Source organism: Dyadobacter sp. SRI_021, assembly GCF_057586235.1.
Genome location: NZ_JBYCZM010000005.1, coordinates 598,362 through 616,619 on the forward strand (window position 1 = coordinate 598,362; position 18,258 = coordinate 616,619).

Below are 18,258 nucleotides of genomic sequence, written 5' to 3' on the forward strand. Positions count from 1 at the left end.
GCGGGTTTCCTCTCGGGAGCCCGCTTTTGCTTTTAATGCAATTATAGTGTCTTATTTCTGAACCACCATTTTCTTCACGCCATTGCTCTTTCCATCCGTTACCAGATCATAAAGAAAAACGCCATTCTGAAAATCTCCTGCCGAAATCGTCAGCTGGCCTTCACCCCGCTCCTTCACCGGATAGGAATTCACTTTCATACCGTTTACTGCATACACATCCACTCTTGCCTCCTTCACCGAGTGCGGAATAAAGTATTTGATCGCTGAACTTCCGGAAAATCCGTTCGGCACATTTTGTTCGAGAACTACGCCATTCGCATTCGGCTCCATTCGCGCTGCACTACCATTCAGAGGTTTCGCGGTATTAGAAGCCACGATCCGCTCCAACTGTTCGAGCCGCTTCGACAAATCGGTCACCTGTGCATTCATTTCTTTCAGTTCGACATCTTTTTGCTCGATTACCTGCTGCTGCTCTTTCACGGAATTGATCAGAATGTAGGTTACAGCATTCGCGTCGTAATCCAGGTATTCCGTTTTATTTCCTAATGAATCCTGATAAGCAAATGTTCCGATGGTATATGGGGCAATTTTTTGCATTTCCTGGGCGATGACGCCTACGAACTTCTTGTCGCCGGTTTCAATTCCGGCCTGCCCGTTGTATTGGAACCAGACGGGACGGATTTGTTTCAACAAATCGAGGCCGTCTGTGAAGTTGGAAATGCTCTTTTTGAGACGGCTATCGGAGGCTACGATCCAATCCGGCGATCCGGCTTTGGCAGCGGCGTCGGTGCTGAGGTGGAGTTGGAAGGACGGTGCAGAATAGCCTATACCTACTTTGGCGCTATTGCCTAGTACAACACTGTTGCTAGCCGTCACCAACGCATTCGCCCCTATCGCCGTGGCATTGGTAAGTGTGGCATTTCCCCCGCTCTGATAGCCCAAATAAGTATTGTTGCTTCCAGTAGTATTGAAAATTCCTGCTTGATAACCAAAAAAAGAATTACTGTTTCCGATAGTAGTTCCATATCCGGCTTTACGCCCAAAAAAAGCGTTGCCAGTACCGCTTGTCGCATTAAAGCCCGCATGTGTTCCGATAAAGGTATTATAAGAACCTAGCTTGACCTTAAATCCGGTTCCCTTTCCAAAAAATGCGTTCTCATTTCCTGTATTTTCAGGTCCTGCATTGTAACCAACAATCGTATTGTCATCGCCTTGATGACCAGCATAAAGTCCCATGTACGTGTTCCAATTTCCATATATGTTCCCATCGCCAGCTCCGAATCCTATAAAAGTGTTGGAATGCCCTTTCGTATTTTGCCCAGCGGTGTATCCGATAAATGTATTTATTTGCCCTGTGGAGTTCTCACCAGCCCGCGCGCCGATCATTGTGTTATAGTTAGAATTCGTCACTTTCCCCGCGTTAAATCCAACGTAGGTATTCTGATAGCCAATAGTTCCATCCCTCCCTGCCTCATGGCCTATGTAAGTATTTTCTTTCCCCACATTCATTTTTCCGGCATCGACGCCAAAGAAAGCATGGCCTACTCCTTGCGTCCCTGCACCTTGCCCGTAATGAGTACCTTGCGCTTGTACTTGTGAAAGCGTGTGAATCCCAAGTAACAATACTCCTGCCGTTCTGTACCATTTTTTCATGATCAATAATGTTTTAAATGATTGAGGATTTACCTCGATTGATTTTGTAACTAGTACAAAACTGGCTGGAAGCTCCGGGAGAACGGAAAAGCAATGACGCAGCGGATACTCAGGGTTAGTTATCGGAGGTCTGTGCATCAGGCATGCCCCGTTATTCGATCATACTATTGTTCATTAGGAAACAAAAAGAGAGCTTCGTTACCAAAGCCCTCTTGATTCTGCTAATCATATCTCCTATTCTACTACCATCTTCTTTGCCCCCAAACTCTTACCATCCATAATCAGGTCATAGACGTGCACCCCGCTCCGGTATTTATCTGCTGAAATCACCAATTCACCTGCCCCACGCTCTAATATCGTATGAGAGCTCACTTTTACTCCCGCCACTGTGTAAATATCGATTACGGCTGTGTTTACAGATTGCGGAATGAAATACTTAATGGAAGTCTTATTCGAAAAGCCGTTGGGAACATTTTGCTCCAAACTGCCAGCCTCTTTTCCAGCGCTGTTGAAACCCCCTGGCGTAGCGCTCACTAAGCGCTCCAACCTTTCAAGCCGACTTTCCAGATTCTGTATTTGGGCTTCCTTATCCTCGATAATGCGCTGCTGCTCCTTCACGGAGTTGATTAGAATATAAGTAACCGCATTGGCATCATAATCCAGGTATTCTGTTTTGTTGCCCAGCGAATCTTGGTATACAAATGTACCAACCGTGTAAGGCGCTATTTTCTGCATTTCCTGCGCGATGATGCCTACGAACTTCGTATCGCCGGTTTCAATGCCCGCTTTGCCATTGTACTGAAACCACACGGGTTTGATTTGTTTTAATTGATTCAAGCCATCTGTAAACTCCGTTACATTCCTCTTAAGTCTTGAATCTGACACTACCGACCAAGCCGAGGACCCTGCCTTAGCTGCAATGCTTTTGCTTAGTTGTAGTTGATAGAACGGGGCAGAATAGCCGATACCGACATTGGCATTATTTCCCAAAACCAGGCAATGACTGCCCGTGACCATTGCTGATGCTCCGACGGCAGTCGCATTTACCAAACCGGCATTACCTCCCGCGGCATAACCCAAATAAGTGTTCTTTTCGCCGTTTGTATTACTTAGGCCTGCCCCATGGCCGAGGAAAGTATTAAAGTTTCCGGTTTCATTGCTGGTCCCGGCCTTGGCTCCCATAAAGACGTTGTAGCTTCCAGCTTCATTCATCAATCCGCTTTCATTCCCCAAAAAGCAATTTTGTGTGCCTTTTGATTTCTGGCCAGCCCAGCGTCCAATGCCTACATTAAGACTACCGGACGTGAACATTCCTGCTTGATAACCCATGTAGATGTTGCCATCCCCATTAGTATGATTCTGCCCAGCGGAGCTTCCAATAAAGATATTCGAAGAACTGTTCTCAGCCTTTTCACCGCTAAAACTCCCCAAATAAACATTCCCAAAGTCCGTAACGCCCTTCGTTCCCGATCCATAGCCGATGTAAGTATTGTATAACCCATTAGCTCCATTTGATTTACCGGCGTAGGTGCCGATGAATACGTGTCCTCCCCCAACTGTACCAACCCCTTCTCCAAAGTGTGTTTGAGCATTTGCATAAGGCAAGTAGAGGGCTCCTGCGAACAACGTAATTACCATTTTGTAACTGTTTTTCATAATCGTGCATGTTTAAATTGAATGAAATGGTCTTCAAATCGCTTTTTGACAGCACAAGTTTGAAAGGGAAATTTTGAATTAAGAATTGGTTGTACCAGCGGAACAATGACGTTACTTAGCGGATTTAGAGCATTTTTTGCCTTGAATTAATTACAAAGTACCCATGATAAATTGACAAAATACTTTGGTTTAAACCCTAATTATCTGGAAGTCAAAAAGCTTTTCTAATTGGCAAACCCCTCAATCCCCAATCCAAACAATGCAAAGTCATACTTCACAGGATCATTGGGATCAAGAAGCCGCAGCGATGCAGTAAGCTCGGTGGCAGTCTGCCAGTCGGTAACAGGGCGTTTGATGAGACCCAGGATGCGCGCTACGCGGTCGACGTGGACATCGCAGGGGCAAACGAGTTGCGCAGGGCGGATGGTGTTCCAAATGCCAAAGTCGACGCCGTGGCTGTCCTTACGTACCATCCAGCGCAAGAACATGTTCAGGCGCTTGCATGAGGATTTCCGGGCTGGCGTAGCAATGTGCTTGCGTGTACGTGCGGGGAAGATTTCGGAGTTCGAAAACAGGTCGTGGAAGCCAATTAGCGCGTTTTCGATCGTAATGTCGGTCGGCTTCAAATGACTGCTGAATGCGTACTCCAGTGAGTCGTGGATTTTGTAGTACTCCTGAAAAAAATGCAGGAAATAGAGGGTATCGGTAGCGTTGAAAGTACGGTGTTTGAAATGCAGGAACGGTTTCAGGTCGTTCTCGTGATGATTGCGCACGAAGTCGTAGGGCGCATTGTCCATTAATGCGGCCAGTTCCAGGCATTTGTTGATAATGGTTTTGCGCTGGCCCCAGGCAAGTACTGCCGCCCAGAAACCCATGATTTCAATGTCCTGCTTTGCCGAAAACCTGTGCGGGATACTGATCGGGTCGAAGGCAATGAAATCGGATTTGTTGTATTGCGCTACCTTTTTATCGAGCAGCTCGGCAACATACTCAGGCGGATATGCGGTGGAATCAATGTCTGGCATGACTACCTCCGAACAGGTAGGCCAGCACGCGTGAGATACCTGAAAAAATCATTACAATACCCGAAAAAAGGAATGTGAATACGGCGATAAACGGGTACAGAAGCGTAAACATAACACTCCAAACCTTGTACCCGGGCGTGTTTTTGAGCGCTTCCCGTTCTTCTTCTCTTTTAGAACGAAACTGTGGTGCGTGTTTCATAATATGTCTCCGTAGTTATTCAAGGTAACTCACTACGGCCCTGAATCGTTTGCTATTGGGGGAAACTTTTTCAAATGCGCGTGACGACAGTTTGATCACGATGTCGTCGTTTACGCTGGTGTCGGGAATGCGGCCGATAATGCGGACGATGATTTTCTCCTGGTTGTATTCATTCAAAACCTCCACCAGCGAGCCGATCGGCGCGGTACGGTGCAAGCCCAGGAATTTGCTGGTACTTTCGTCCGTTTCAATCACTTCTGCAAGGCCCGATTCCGACTTTTTCTTGCTTTTCACCACTTTCGGCGGAGCTACTTCCTCCACGGGCTTCACCACTTTTTCCGGAACCGCCGTTTTGGCTTTCACAGAATCTTTCACAACCGTTGTTGCCACTTTCGCAGGCGGTGCTGCCACCGGTGCAGCCGCTTTTTCTATTCCTTTCTCGCTTACAATCAGTTCTTGGCCATCTTTAAGGTTATCGTCTGTCAAATTGTTCCATTTACGCAGATCAGCCATCAGCACGCCGTATTTCACAGCCACACGATACAATGTCTGGCCGGGTTCTACTTTGTGAATGCCATTGGCGGGAAGTGCTGCGGCCGAAGATGCCGACGGCGCAGAAGTACTGGTAGCTACCGAAGGTATATCAGCAACAGGCTTGGTTTCCTTCACCTCCGCTTTCACTAATTCCTTTTTGTCTTCTTTCTTTTCGTCTTTTTTGGCCTCTTTCTTGGTGACCTTAGGCGTGTAAGGCACCCTGATCGTCTGCCCCGATTGGATTTGGTCGCTCATGCCTGGATTGGCTTCGCGCAAGGCGTGAATGGTGGTTCCGTATTGCCGCACGACGGCGAACATCGTCTGGCCCTGGTTAACCTTATGTATAATGAAGATCTTCCCTCCTACCTTTTCAACCCCCACAGAGTCAACAGCATTCAATCCCTCAGCCCGGGCACTTGTCAAACCTGTCATCAATCCCGCCAAAAGGGCCAGGCAAAAAATATATTTCATTTATTATGAAAGCGTTAAACTCGAAAACTCGTTGCTATTTTTTAGATAAACCAGTGTGGACGCTTTCAGCATCATTGTCGAGCGGCCTATTCCTTCCCGCTCTTCCGATAGTTTCTCGTGTAAGACCTGCTGCTTCTGATCGGTCACTATGAGGAGGTATTGCACTGTTTTATCTTGCTCGTAAATATAATAAGAAAAGATTATATAGGGTCTTTTCTCCAAATAATCAATGGCTGCGGAGTTGTGACCGCCGGTTGCGTTGCTAATAAATTGCGCGAGCCGCCCGAAGTATGTATTCCCTTCGATGTAACGAACGGGTTCGGTTAAAATTATTTCGTACGCCGGTTCCGGCAGTTCCGTATTTAATGGTAGCAGCTCGCCCGTAGCGGCATTGCAATGCAGATGTTTAAATAAATCGCCCTGCTTGGTAGCCACTTCCAGCAAGCCGTTTCCTGCATTACTGACCAGTAAGTGGTTAGGTAAAATCCATGACAACAATCCGGTTTCCGCATTCACGGCAAGGAGGTCCGTCGGTTCGGGAATCTCGGGATAGCGGTAATTGTGTAAAAAAATATGGCCATCGGAAAAAGCCATCAGGGACGTCCACCAATCCGTACCTTCCACCTGCCGCTGCCATTTTACGGCGAAGTTATGGATATCGATCACTGCAAACGAGACTTCACGTCTTTCAGGGTTACGTAACTCGATGGCCCACAGAGAACTACCTGGATCGGCATCGGGCATTACCCGCCAGATGTTTTCCGAAAACCGGAACGAAAAAAGATTTTGCAATTTTTTACCTTTATTTTGAATTCCAATTTAACTGATAACGACCTCGTGCGCATTCTAGGAATAATACCCGCCCGCTACGCTTCTACCCGGTTCCCTGCCAAAGCTTTGGTGGATATCGGAGGGAAAAGCATGATCCAGCGGGTCTACGAACAAGCTTCCAAAGCTACTCAACTCGATCAGGTTATCGTAGCCACGGACGATGAAAGGATACTGAACCACGTCAGCGAATTCGGCGGAACTGCGGTAATGACCTCACAGGACCATCAAAGCGGCACCGACCGCTGCTTTGAAGCACTGAGCAAAACAGACGGCCAATACGATTACGTCGTCAACATCCAGGGCGACGAACCTTTTATCAGCCCGGAGCCGATTGATCACCTCGCCTCCGTCCTGAATGGTGAAACCGAGCTGGCCACGTTGGTGAAGGTGATCGACAATGACGACATTCTCTTTAACGTGAATGTGCCAAAGGCGGTTCTGAATAAGCGAGATGAAGTGATGTATTTCAGCCGACAAACGATCCCTTACCTGCGTAATGCGCAGAGCCAGGAGGAGTTTCTGAAATCCCATGTTTTTTATAAACACATTGGCATTTACGCATACAGAACCGATGTTCTGGCCGAGATTACCAAACTTCCCGTTTCCTCGCTGGAAAAAGCCGAGGCCCTTGAACAATTGCGCTGGCTCGAAAACGGTTACGCGATCAAGGCGGTAGTCACATCAGATGATTCGCATGGCGTGGACACACCCGATGACCTCGACCGGGTCACCCGAAAATTTTTGTCTTAACAAGCCTTTGTGGAATACATTTTTTACAAGGAAGGTTAACGTATAAGGATTAGCCGTATATTTCTTAAAAAACGTTAAAACCGTTTTACGTATACGACCAGCTTCTTCCGATGCGTTAGCCTTTTATTGTTTTAAACTAATTACCATTTGAAAAAAGAGCCTTATGCAATATAACATCCTTTGGGCCGATGACGAAATAGATCTTCTCAAACCACATATCATGTTCCTCACCAATAAAGGTTACAACGTTACGCCCGTAAACAGCGGCGCGGATGCGCTGGACCGTATTGAGAATGACCGGTTTGACATAGTCTTCCTCGACGAAATGATGCCGGGCATGACCGGTCTCGAAACGCTCGCGCAGATTAAGCAACAGCAGCCGAACCTGCCGGTAGTGATGATCACGAAGAGCGAAGAGGAACACATTATGGAGGATGCCATCGGTTCCAAAATCGATGATTACCTCATCAAGCCACTGAATCCCAACCAGATATTACTTTCGGTTAAGAAAATTCTGGACAACAAACGTCTGGTGACCGAAAAGACTACTCTCAGCTATCAGCAGGAATTTCGCAGCCTGGCCATGCAATACCAGGACCGCATTGGGCACGAGGAATGGGCGGATATTTACAAGAAACTCATTTACTGGGAGCTGGAACTTGAAAGCTCCGACGACCAGGGAATGGCCGAAGTTTTCAGCATGCAGAAAAGCGAGGCGAATGCCAATTTCTGCAAATTCATTGAGGATGAGTACGAAGAGTGGCTCAACGACCCGCGTTCGGATAAGCCGATCCTCTCGCATCAGTTGATGAAACAAAAGGTATTCCCGCATTTGAAAGGATCGAGCGAGCCGGTATTTTTCCTCCTGATCGACAACTTCCGCTATGACCAATGGAAAATGATCCAGCCGATTTTGCAGGAGTATTTCAATATCGAGGAGGAATCGTCGTATTACTCCATTTTGCCAACCACGACAGGTTACGCACGTAACGCGATCTTCTCCGGCCTCATGCCCAGCGAAATGGAGCGTAAGCACCCGCAATGGTGGGTAAGTGACGAAAACACCCCGGAAGGCGAGGAAGGCCTGAACAACCACGAGCAGGATTTTCTTCAAAAACAACTGGAAATGAACCATTTGAATATCAAATTTTCATATTCCAAAATCCTGAACACCAACCAGGGCAAAGCACTGGTAGATACATTCAACAATCTGCTGACCAACCAGCTGAATGTGATTGTCTACAACTTTGTGGATATGCTTTCCCACGCGCGCACGGATGTGCAGATGATCAAGGAGCTCGCGCCCGACGAAGCGGCTTACCGCTCGATTACCCGCTCCTGGTTCCAGCATTCGCCACTGTTGGATTTCATTCGTAAAGTAGCCGAGAAGAAAGGCCGGCTGATCCTTACCACCGACCACGGTATGATCCGTGTGCAGAAACCCGTGAAAATCATCGGCTACCGCGAAACGAATACGAACCTCCGTTACAAACACGGCAAAAATCTCGGCTTCGACGACAATCATTTGATGGTATGCCGCAAGCCGGAGCGCATTTTCCTACCCAAACCGCACGTTTCGACGTCGTACGTCTTTACCAAAGAAGATTATTTCTTCGCGTATCCGAATAACTACAACCAATACGTAAACCTTTACCGTGACACTTTCCAGCACGGCGGCGTATCTCTCGAAGAGATGATCATACCGATCATCGATATGAAGGCAAAATAGGAGTTTAAATATGCAAAAAGGGCGTCTGAGTGGATCAGACGCCCTTTTTGCATATTTAATATCTTATTCGCTTACTGTAACCCCGCCATTCTCGCATTTGATCACGCGGGCGGGGAAGCGCTTGAGAAAATCGTGGTTGTGTGTTGCCATTAGTATCGCGGTTCCCGCATTGTTGATCGTGCGGAAAACCTGCATGATCTGGTCGCCTACCTCCGGGTCAAGATTACCGGTTGGCTCATCGGCGATCAGGATTTGGGGCTCGTTGAGCATCGCACGGGCAATTACCACGCGCTGCTGCTCACCGCCCGATAGCTGGTGGGGCATTCTTTTCTGTGCCGTCCCCAAACCTACCTGCATGAGTACTTCGGCAATGCGTTTGGATATTTTGCCTTTGTCTTCCCAGCCCGTCGCGCGCAGCACGAACGAAAGGTTATCCTCGACAGAGCGGTCGGAAAGCAATTGAAAATCCTGAAAAACAATGCCTATGCGGCGGCGAAGGAAAGGAATATCGGCCCTTTTGATATTGTGAAGCTCATACCCGGCCACTTTGGCAGAACCGGTATGCAGCCATAAATCGGCGTATAGTGTTTTCAAAAGCGAACTCTTACCACTACCGGTGCGACCGATGAGGTAAACAAATTCACCTTTATTGATCTCGAAATGAACGTCGTTCAAAACAGGCCTCTCACCCTGATAAATATCTGCCCTTTCCAGTTTGATTATTGGCTCCGTCGAATCGGTGGTCATATGATTGTGCTAAATGAAAAATGTGGAGCGGGATGCTCGAAATGAATAGTGTGGTGTATTCGGCCGTGTCACGCTGAGCGGAGTCGAAGCGTCGAGGCGTCTCCGCCCTTATCCTTCGACTTCGCTCAGGATGACTTAAACGTCCATCAATTACGAATTTCCCTTTTTGTAGTCAGAAAGGAATTTCTCAAGACCGATATCGGTCAATGGGTGTTTCAGCAATGCTTCGATAGCGCTCAACGGGCCGGTCATAACATCAGCACCAACTTCCGCGCACTGGATGATGTGCATTGGGTGACGAACTGAGGCTGCCAGCACTTGCGTATCGAAACCGTAATTTCTGTAAATAGTCAGGATTTGCTCGATAAGGCCGATACCGTCTGTTGAGATGTCGTCCAGGCGGCCTACGAACGGAGAAACGTAAGTTGCACCGGCTTTCGCAGCTACGAGCGCCTGGCCGGGAGAGAAGATCAGCGTACAGTTGGTACGGATGCCTTTTCCTGAAAAATATTTCAAAGCTTTGATACCTTCTTTGATCATCGGAATTTTCACGACGATTTTCTCGTCGATCTCAACCAGCTCTTCGCCTTCGCGAACCATTCCTTCGAAATCAACCGAGATCACTTCCGCGCTTACATCACCATCCACGATATCGCAGATAGCCTTATAGTGACGCATTATATTATCCTTACCTGTAATTCCTTCTTTCGCCATCAAAGATGGGTTGGTGGTAACACCGTCTAATACACCAAGCGCCTGCGCTTCCCGAATTTCGTTCAGGTTCGCAGTATCAATGAAAAATTTCATATTGAAAATTTATTGGTTAGAATATTCCACAAAAGTAGAAAACCCTGAACAAAACCAAAAAGAAAGAAAGACGGAATAACCTGAGGCGAAGAAATAAAAAAAGGCAAACCGAGAATCTCACCGCATCGACCACCTACCCTTGCTTCCGTCAGGACCTGGGGGATTCGGAAGGAGCTGGTAGTTCCGATTTGCCGGGTGCAAAGATAAGGACATTTTATTCACAAAAAGAAAACATTCGTGTAACGTTTCCGCTTACTTTTGTGCGAATCAACTAGAAATGAACCAGTATGCCTCGATTATTTTTTTTATTTTTTCTGATTTTCCTCTACTCCTGCTCCCCATCTTCCGAAGCATTTTTCCAAAAAGGCAAAGAGCTCATGCAACAGGGCAAGACGCGCGAAGCCATTGAGTTCATCAACAAAGCGATTGAAAAAAATACCGCCAATGCCGACGCGTTCAATCTTCGCGGTGTGGCCTACTACGAGCTGAAAGAGAACGACAATGCATTATTGGACTTCGCCCAGGCCATTAAACTGCAACCCGGCTCTTACCGCCCCTATTTCAACCGCGCATTGCTCTATACGGACGAAAACAAACTCGATTCCGCATTTGCTGACTACAACAAATCGGCCGAACTCGCACCCGATACCGCCGACATTTTCCTCAACCGCGGCCAATTACTCGTGCTCATGGACAAAACGCCGGACGCTATTAAGGACTTCGAAAAAGCAACCCAACTCGACGCCAATAACAAACAAGCCTGGTACAACCTCGGCAATACCTACTACCGGACGCAGGATTTCAAAAAAGCGACATTGGCATTTCGCCAAACGGTGAAACTCGACGGACAATACGGAAAGGCATTTTACGGCCTGGGCCTCGCACAGTACAACGATGGCGAAAAAGACTTGGGATGCACCAGCCTGAAACAGGCTATGAACCTGGGATATAGCGATGCCGCGAACGCACTGGCGCAATTTTGTCAGTAAAAGATATGTTAAAAAGATAGCACCGACGGTTAATATGTGAGCGGTGACGCCTTTTTAACATAGTCTTTCATTTTCTTATTTCTTAACCCACTTTGTCATGAGACTTTTAAAGATATTTTTCGGGATCCTTTTCGTGATCTTCGCCTATTTGCAGCTCAATGACCCGGATTCCGGCACCTGGATTGCGATTTACAGCTTCGCGGCCCTCGCCTGCTTCATGAGCATCCGGGAGCTTTGGCCTTCATGGGTGTTTTATGTACTTGCAGCAGGTTACCTGGTTGGAGCAATCCTGCAATGGCCGCCAGAATTCGAGGGCATTTTCTTTGGTGAAACTGCTATGAGAAGCCTCAACATCGAGCTCGCACGCGAGTCGCTCGGATTAGGCATTTGTGCAGTGGTGATGGCCGTTATCGGCAAATGGGGCTGATCAATCCCTGACCCATTCGATTTCCTTCAAACCAAATTCCAATTCTTCCGGCTCGGTAGCTAATTTAACCCGCAACTTCCCAAGTTCGGTCACATTGGTTACCGAGCCATTTGTTATATTCCCTTTGTACAGGAACCTCACATCTTGCTGATAACCATACAAATGACTCAGATATTCAGCGCGGATCGCATCGTGCTGGTTTCCTGACCTCAACCGGACATAATAGGCATCCAGGCATTTGAGCAGCTTGTGAAATTCCTCTGTTAACACAAATGTCGACCCGGTTTCACAGAAAAGTGAGGTGGCATGGCTATTCCCGAATTGCGACTGATTGATATTGACGCCGATACCTACAATCGAATGCGCATATCGCATTCCCTGAAGCGAGTTTTCAATCAATACGCCGCAGGATTTCCGGTTGTTCATGTAAATGTCATTGGGCCATTTGACTTTGGTGTCGGGCACGTAGCTGCCCAGGTATGCGCGTATTCCCAGTGCCGTGATCTGGCTAATCAGAAATTGGTCCTGAATACGCAGAAAAGTGGGTTTGAGTATGACAGAAAATGTAAGATTTTCGCCCGCATTAGCATTCCAGACGGTCCCGCGCTGGCCTCTTCCCTTCACCTGATTATCGGTAATGACAACCGTTCCTTCCTCAAACAGCCCCGCATATACTATTTCAGCCGCTATGTCGTTGGTGGAATGACAAGTTGGCAGATATATAACTTTTTTACCAATTATTAGCGTGTCCTGTGTAGAGTTGTACAATTTTTTTGTTTTACTTTAGGGTTTTAGAAAAGGAAACAACAACGCATGAAAGAACGCAAAAATAAAGAACTATCCTCAAAAGATCTCACCGAACTGGTTGTGAAGGGCATGACAGAAAAGAAGGGTTTGGACATTGCCATATTAGACCTCAGAAAAGTAAAAAATTCAATAACTGACTTTTTCGTGATTTGCTCGGGGAACTCCGACACTCAAATAGATGCTTTGGCCAACTCGGTCGAAGAAGAAGTTTATAAAATATCCAAAACAGAACCCTGGCAAAAAGAAGGAAAGGCGAATGGAGAATGGATTTTGATTGATTATGTCGACGTGGTCGCGCATATTTTCAACAAAGAACGCCGCAAACATTACGATCTGGAAGAACTTTGGGGAGATGCAGAGGTGACATACCTGGAAGACTCCATGGTATAAAGGCCCGCCGGGCGAACATAAGGCCTGCCGGGATTGTTGTTTAATATATTTCCTCTTAATTAAAACGAACGAATGTCTGAAAACGATAACAAAAGGGGGCCACTCAACCCTAAAAGTCCTCAGAAGGGATATCAAGGTTGGATAATAGCCGCTCTGATCGCTACTATACTCGGAATCACGTACCTTAACCGCACATCGACAATCCGCGAAACCACTCAGAAGCGTTTCGAAAAAATGATGGCTGACAAGGAAGTGGAGCGTGTCACCATTGTGAATGACAAATCAGTGGAAGTTACGCTCAAACCCGAGGCGCTCAAACTCGACAAATACAGGGTTGTTGCAAAGGAAAATAACTATTTCGGCGGGGAAAGTGCTTCCCATTACCAGTTTCAGGTAACATCGGCGGAGACCTTCAAGAAGGATTTCGACAAGATGCAGGAAGGCGTGCCTGACGACGACAAGGTACCCTTTGTGGTAGACACCCGCAACGATTGGACCAGCTTCCTCGGAACTTGGGGCTTTTTCATTGTCATGATCCTGGTGATGTACTTCATCCTCGGCAGAATGTCGGGTGGTGTAGGTCCAGGTGGTCAGATCTTTAATATCGGCCGCTCCCGCGCGACGCTTTTTGATGCGGAAAACAAGGTTAAAATCACATTTAACGATGTAGCCGGCCTCGATGAAGCGAAAGAAGAGATCAAGGAAATTGTAGAATATCTCCAAAGCCCGGACAAATTCAAGAAACTGGGTGCTAAAATCCCCAAAGGCGCATTGCTCGTGGGCCCTCCGGGAACCGGTAAAACATTGCTGGCGAAGGCTGTTGCGGGTGAAGCGGGCGTGCCATTCTTCTCGCTTTCAGGCTCCGATTTCGTAGAAATGTTCGTGGGTGTGGGAGCAGCGCGTGTGCGTGACTTGTTCAAGCAAGCGAAAGAAAAAGCGCCTTGTATCATCTTTATCGATGAGATTGACGCCGTAGGTCGTTCACGTGGCCGTGGTGCGATGCCCGGTTCCAACGACGAACGGGAGAATACCCTGAACTCCCTGCTCGTGGAAATGGACGGTTTCGCAACCGACTCCGGTATTATCATCGTAGCAGCTACCAACCGCCCCGATGTCCTCGACCCTGCGTTGCTGCGTCCAGGACGTTTCGACCGCCAGATTTCGGTTGACAAACCAGACGTGATCGGTCGTGAGGCGATTTTCAAAGTGCATTTGAAGCCATTGAAACTAGCTACCGACGTTAATATCCAGAAACTTTCGTCCCAAACTCCTGGCTTTGCCGGTGCTGAAATCGCGAACGTTTGTAACGAAGCCGCATTGATCGCCGCCCGCCGCAACCGGGAGGAAGTAACGATGCAGGATTTCCAGGATGCTATGGACCGCGTAATCGGTGGTTTGGAAAAGAAAAACAAACTGATTTCACCGGAAGAAAAGCAAATCGTGGCATACCACGAGGCGGGCCACGCCGTAGCGGGGTGGTTCCTCGAACACGCCGATCCTTTGGTGAAAGTGTCGATCGTACCGCGTGGTGTGGCGGCATTGGGTTACGCACAGTATCTCCCGCGCGAGCAGTATCTGTACCGTACCGAGCAGCTGTTCGATGAAATGTGTATGACATTGGGCGGTCGTGCTGCGGAAGATGTAGTGTTCGGAAAGATCTCTACCGGCGCATTGAGCGATCTGGAACGCGTCACAAAAGTAGCGTATAGCATGGTAACCATGTACGGTATGAACGAGCGCATCGGTAACATTTCGTTCTACGATTCTAAACAAACTGATTACGCATTCACCAAACCTTACTCCGAATCCACGTCACAGGCAATTGATGAAGAAGTAAGAAAACTGGTGGACGAGGCGTACCAGTTTGTAAAAAATTTGTTGGTCGAAAAACGGGATGCATTGGAAGTACTGGCGAAAGAGCTTCTTGAAAAAGAAATCCTGTTCCAGGCCGACCTCGAAAAGCTGATCGGCAAACGTCCTTACGAAAAGGAAACAAGCTACCAGGCTTATATCAACCGCCGTTCGAACGAGGAAGCTGCGATCCACGAAGAAGTGGTAAAACAGACGCTCGAAAAAGACCGTAAAGAAGAAGAAATGGCGGAAGCTGAAAAAAGCGCCGATAATGAATAGGCACTTTTAAGTGAATAAAAACCAGATAGCCGGACAATTCAACCTGTCCGGCTATTATTTTTACAACATATAGTAATAAACCGTTTGACCCTAAACCTTCAAAGCATATGGCTTTTGAAATCTTCAAACAGCAGTTCGGCGACCTTACCGAATACGTGATCCATGAAACAACCACTGAGAACCGCTGCGTAGTCGTTCCGGAACTGGGCGGCATTGTCCGTCAGCTTTCGTTACGGAAAGGCCTCACGCTTTTTTCGGTACTGAAAACACCTCCTACCCCGTCGGCATTGGTAGCCGATACCAAAAGCGCCAGCGAGCTGCTGTTTCCATTCGCGAGCCGCATTCCGGCAGGGAAATACAAGTTTTTGGGCAAAGAATACCAGCTGCACAAGAATGAGGACGGAGGCCTGAACGCCATTCACGGGCTTGTGCGTAAAAAACACTTCCACCTCGATGAACAAGTCATTCACGAGGATTACGCGTCCATTCAGCTATCTTACACCATCGATAATGCGGAAGGTTACCCATTCCAGGTGCATTTTTCTGTCCGCTACACATTACATGCGGATGGCCGTTTCGAGCTGAAATATGAGGCAAAAAACAATGGGCAGTCACCTTGCCCGGCGATGTTTGGCTGGCACCCTTACTGGATGCTGGGCAACGAGGATGTCGAAGCCTGGAAGATTAATATTCCTTCGAAACGCCTGGTAACTTTTAATGAAAGCCTGATTCCCGTCGGTACTGAGCCGTTCGACATGGCCATGCCTGCATTGCTGCACCGGAAGGAATTCGATAATTGCTTCATCGTAGACTCCGTTGGCGGACGCGCGGTTACCGAGTTGATTTCGAAGAATCAGAATGTGACCCTGCGTATCGAGCAGGAGACCGGGGAAGGGAAGTTCAACTACCTGGTCGTGTACACGCCTCCTGCACGGGACTGCGTGGCTATCGAGGCGCTCACAGCGAATGTAGACGCATTTAATACCGGCGAAGGTCTAAATATCCTGGCGCCCGGACACAGCGTTGACGGCACGATCACGGTCAGCCTCATCTGACGGTCCGCTACGGTACCAGCTGATCTTGTGCCACAAAAGTCTCCAATGGGTCAAATACCCCAAATGTGCCGCGACAATGGAAAGTTTATCCGACCATTTGTCGCGGTACTTTATATTATACAGAAAAATACGCCAGGTTTTAGTCTTCAACGACGGCCGCTCATTCTCCCAATGGGTCAATATATCCTTTAAAAAGCGCTCCGAAGGGTAATATTTCACCGGGCTCGCATATTTGACATAATCCCTGCCACTGAGATACCCGGCCACGCCCAGCGATTCCAGCAACAGTTTATGGAAGCCCTTTGCTTTGGTGATCTTATTAATGTATGGCCAATCCATCGAATCCGCCGATTTATCGAGCAGTCTTTGCAAGTCCGCCATGTATTTCAGCTTGTCCCATTGCTCGACGCCACCGTGGTGGATCACCATCATGATCAGCTGGATTTCCATTCCGGGAACCAGTACAGGTTTCCCCATCATATTGAACGCTACCAGGTTCCCGGCCAATTCATCCCATGTAAAATTGTAGCAATAGCGTGGATAGGTACAATTCCATTGTATTTCCAATGACTGCAATACGTGCTCTGCTATGGGCGTCAGCGGAAGTTGGTAATCGGTATTCAGGTAATCTTCGACAACAGCCTTCTCTTTCAGCAAATAATGGCGGTACTTATCTGCGGCGAAGCCTTCGTTGAGAAGAATATCCAGACTTTTGGAAACATCTTCTCTACCAATAAAATAATCGATGTCACCAAATTCCCGCAAGACAGGCTTTTCATAAAGCATCCAGGCCCACAATGCTCCTTTCATTGGGAAAGCGTGTACCCCGTCATCAATCAGTCGATTATACAACCGGACGCAAATCCCGAGGAAAGCCATATTGGTCACTGCCTGCCCGAGCGTGAATTCCCGCAGCATTCTGAGAACACTATCGGGAAGCGTCAACGCCTTCGCCTGCACATATTCAAATGCCAGCGGCCGGATCTGATGCCAGCTCACAAGGGCCGAAAATCTTTGCGGATCAAAAGGTTTGTCTTCGACTTCGAATGACTGATGCCCCGACGGCAATACCGCCGCCTCGATCAGATATGCGAGTTCACGGGAAACTTTGGGCCGTTGCATCCTATTCCGCAATTAATTGTTCACGGATACTCGCTTCCACCCACTTTTCCAAGTTATCAAACCCCTCAGGTCTCCTTTTACGAAGCAGCTCGGCTGACCGGGCACATTGAATGCTTTGAAAAAAGTGTTTTTTGAGATTATCGCCACTCATAAGCTCTGTTGCCAGCGGAAAGTTGCGTAGCAATTCGCCGGGTATTTCAGCCAGATTCATTTGTTGAACAGCGGGCTTATTTCTGGCTTTGTGCAGGAAGAATACCTTTTTTAACGGAACTGGTTGCGCCGGAAAGCGATCCCGGGGATGATAAGCAAATTTCTTAACGCCCTCACTGACGGGTTCGAGGTCGGATTCGGCATATTGCAAACCACTGACTGTCTTTTCCCAGATTTTGAGCTGTGGATAGGCTGGGACAATTAACGGCTTTCCGGTTTCATCAAATGTAATGGCGGTGAGATCGTCACTCAGCAACCTGCAACCAGCTTTAATAAACGCCGCTGCCGTACTCGACTTCCCGGCGCCGGGCATACCTATGAAACACCAGGCGTCATCGCCTACCTCAACCGCACTGGCGTGAAGTAAAAAATACCCTTTTTGAAACAAAATAAGTCCTAATGCTTCACTCACGGTAAACAGGCTGATCAAATTAGGCTCCGAAGCCACAGGAGAAACAAGCAGTTCATGGCCGCCGGAAGCCTTGAAAGATGCTACACCAGCCCAATCCAGAAACAGCGCCTGCTGTTCATCCTGGCCGAAAAATGCCCTGATACCCCGTCTGTAAATGGTCGTTGGCCGCATGGAAGGGAGTTCCACGGCACCCTGGCGGATATAAACATCTGCAATTGAATGCGGGTTACCTTCGGCCAGTTCGGGCAGGGAAATTTCTGAATGGATATGGAGCCCGAAGGCGGTGTAATGGTGCATGTGTGTAAAGTACAAAT

At 47.8% G+C, this 18,258-nt stretch carries 18 protein-coding genes; 7 read left to right on the top strand and 11 right to left on the bottom strand.

The features are described 5' to 3' along the window. Nucleotides 1–51: 51 nt before the first annotated feature. The 6 genes from AC2YIT_RS18740 to AC2YIT_RS18765 all read right to left on the bottom strand — a co-directional run bounded on the left by AC2YIT_RS18740 (nt 52) and on the right by AC2YIT_RS18765 (nt 6,330). Entirely contained in the window at nt 52–1,653 is a 1,602-nt protein-coding gene (locus AC2YIT_RS18740; RefSeq protein ID WP_487280156.1) for a tail fiber domain-containing protein, read from the bottom strand. Nucleotides 1,654–1,887: 234 nt separating this feature from the next. Further along, nucleotides 1,888–3,309 (bottom strand): tail fiber domain-containing protein, encoded by a 1,422-nt coding sequence (locus AC2YIT_RS18745; RefSeq protein ID WP_430845323.1) that lies wholly within the window; start codon nt 3,307–3,309, stop codon nt 1,888–1,890. 224 nt (nt 3,310–3,533) lie between these two features. After that, nucleotides 3,534–4,334: a TIGR02757 family protein gene (locus tag AC2YIT_RS18750; protein ID WP_487280157.1), complete on the bottom strand. Its 801-nt coding sequence runs from the start codon at nt 4,332–4,334 to the stop codon at nt 3,534–3,536. Beyond that, the gene (locus AC2YIT_RS18755; RefSeq protein ID WP_353721444.1) at nt 4,321–4,533 is read right to left on the bottom strand and encodes a hypothetical protein; all 213 of its coding nucleotides are present in this window, start codon (nt 4,531–4,533) and stop codon (nt 4,321–4,323) included. The genes AC2YIT_RS18750 and AC2YIT_RS18755 overlap by 14 nt, the downstream gene beginning before the upstream one ends. A gap of 15 nt (nt 4,534–4,548) precedes the next feature. Further along, a complete protein-coding gene (locus AC2YIT_RS18760; protein WP_487280158.1) occupies nt 4,549–5,538 on the bottom strand; it encodes a LysM peptidoglycan-binding domain-containing protein in 990 nt (329 codons plus the stop codon). A 3-nt stretch (nt 5,539–5,541) separates the two neighbouring features. Then, nucleotides 5,542–6,330 carry a DUF4905 domain-containing protein gene (locus tag AC2YIT_RS18765; RefSeq protein WP_430845318.1) on the bottom strand — a complete coding sequence of 263 codons (789 nt, stop codon included), beginning with the start codon at nt 6,328–6,330 and terminating at the stop codon, nt 5,542–5,544. A gap of 45 nt (nt 6,331–6,375) precedes the next feature. Here AC2YIT_RS18765 and kdsB point away from each other — a divergent pair, with 45 nt between their 5' ends. Together kdsB and porX are read left to right on the top strand one after the other, a co-directional pair. Further along, on the top strand, nt 6,376–7,119 hold the full coding sequence (kdsB, locus tag AC2YIT_RS18770) for a 3-deoxy-manno-octulosonate cytidylyltransferase (protein WP_430845366.1): 744 nt from the start codon (nt 6,376–6,378) through the stop codon (nt 7,117–7,119). A gap of 163 nt (nt 7,120–7,282) precedes the next feature. Beyond that, entirely contained in the window at nt 7,283–8,848 is a 1,566-nt protein-coding gene (gene porX, locus AC2YIT_RS18775) for a T9SS response regulator signal transducer PorX (RefSeq protein WP_430845316.1), read from the top strand. Between the two features lie 63 nt (nt 8,849–8,911). On the opposite strand, the gene AC2YIT_RS18780 is transcribed toward porX, so the two are convergent. Together AC2YIT_RS18780 and fsa are read right to left on the bottom strand one after the other, a co-directional pair. After that, entirely contained in the window at nt 8,912–9,595 is a 684-nt protein-coding gene (locus AC2YIT_RS18780) for a cell division ATP-binding protein FtsE (RefSeq protein WP_487280159.1), read from the bottom strand. A 150-nt stretch (nt 9,596–9,745) separates the two neighbouring features. After that, nucleotides 9,746–10,402 carry a fructose-6-phosphate aldolase gene (fsa, locus tag AC2YIT_RS18785; RefSeq protein WP_430845312.1) on the bottom strand — a complete coding sequence of 219 codons (657 nt, stop codon included), beginning with the start codon at nt 10,400–10,402 and terminating at the stop codon, nt 9,746–9,748. A gap of 287 nt (nt 10,403–10,689) precedes the next feature. Between fsa and AC2YIT_RS18790 the strand changes: the two genes are divergently transcribed. Next, complete coding sequence (locus AC2YIT_RS18790; protein ID WP_487280160.1) at nt 10,690–11,391, top strand: tetratricopeptide repeat protein; 702 nt, start codon at nt 10,690–10,692, stop codon at nt 11,389–11,391. A 97-nt stretch (nt 11,392–11,488) separates the two neighbouring features. Then, nucleotides 11,489–11,818 carry a transmembrane 220 family protein gene (locus AC2YIT_RS18795; RefSeq protein ID WP_430845308.1) on the top strand — a complete coding sequence of 110 codons (330 nt, stop codon included), beginning with the start codon at nt 11,489–11,491 and terminating at the stop codon, nt 11,816–11,818. Here AC2YIT_RS18795 and AC2YIT_RS18800 read toward each other — a convergent pair whose 3' ends face one another. Then, nucleotides 11,819–12,586, bottom strand: a complete 768-nt coding sequence (locus AC2YIT_RS18800) for a biotin--[acetyl-CoA-carboxylase] ligase (protein WP_487280161.1) — start codon at nt 12,584–12,586, stop codon at nt 11,819–11,821. Nucleotides 12,587–12,631: 45 nt separating this feature from the next. Between AC2YIT_RS18800 and rsfS the strand changes: the two genes are divergently transcribed. From rsfS to AC2YIT_RS18815, 3 genes are all read left to right on the top strand, one after another. After that, the gene (gene rsfS, locus AC2YIT_RS18805) at nt 12,632–13,015 is read left to right on the top strand and encodes a ribosome silencing factor (RefSeq protein WP_015814482.1); all 384 of its coding nucleotides are present in this window, start codon (nt 12,632–12,634) and stop codon (nt 13,013–13,015) included. 72 nt (nt 13,016–13,087) lie between these two features. Continuing rightward, the gene (gene ftsH, locus AC2YIT_RS18810) at nt 13,088–15,145 is read left to right on the top strand and encodes an ATP-dependent zinc metalloprotease FtsH (RefSeq protein ID WP_430845303.1); all 2,058 of its coding nucleotides are present in this window, start codon (nt 13,088–13,090) and stop codon (nt 15,143–15,145) included. Between the two features lie 107 nt (nt 15,146–15,252). Then, nucleotides 15,253–16,200 (top strand): aldose 1-epimerase, encoded by a 948-nt coding sequence (locus AC2YIT_RS18815; protein WP_430845301.1) that lies wholly within the window; start codon nt 15,253–15,255, stop codon nt 16,198–16,200. On the opposite strand, the gene AC2YIT_RS18820 is transcribed toward AC2YIT_RS18815, so the two are convergent. Continuing rightward, complete coding sequence (locus tag AC2YIT_RS18820; protein WP_430845299.1) at nt 16,141–17,322, bottom strand: nucleotidyltransferase domain-containing protein; 1,182 nt, start codon at nt 17,320–17,322, stop codon at nt 16,141–16,143. The two genes, AC2YIT_RS18815 and AC2YIT_RS18820, sit on opposite strands and share 60 nt — an antisense overlap. A 1-nt stretch (nt 17,323) precedes the next feature. Continuing rightward, nucleotides 17,324–18,241 (bottom strand): serine kinase, encoded by a 918-nt coding sequence (locus AC2YIT_RS18825; protein WP_430845297.1) that lies wholly within the window; start codon nt 18,239–18,241, stop codon nt 17,324–17,326. Between the last annotated feature and the right edge of the window lie 17 nt (nt 18,242–18,258).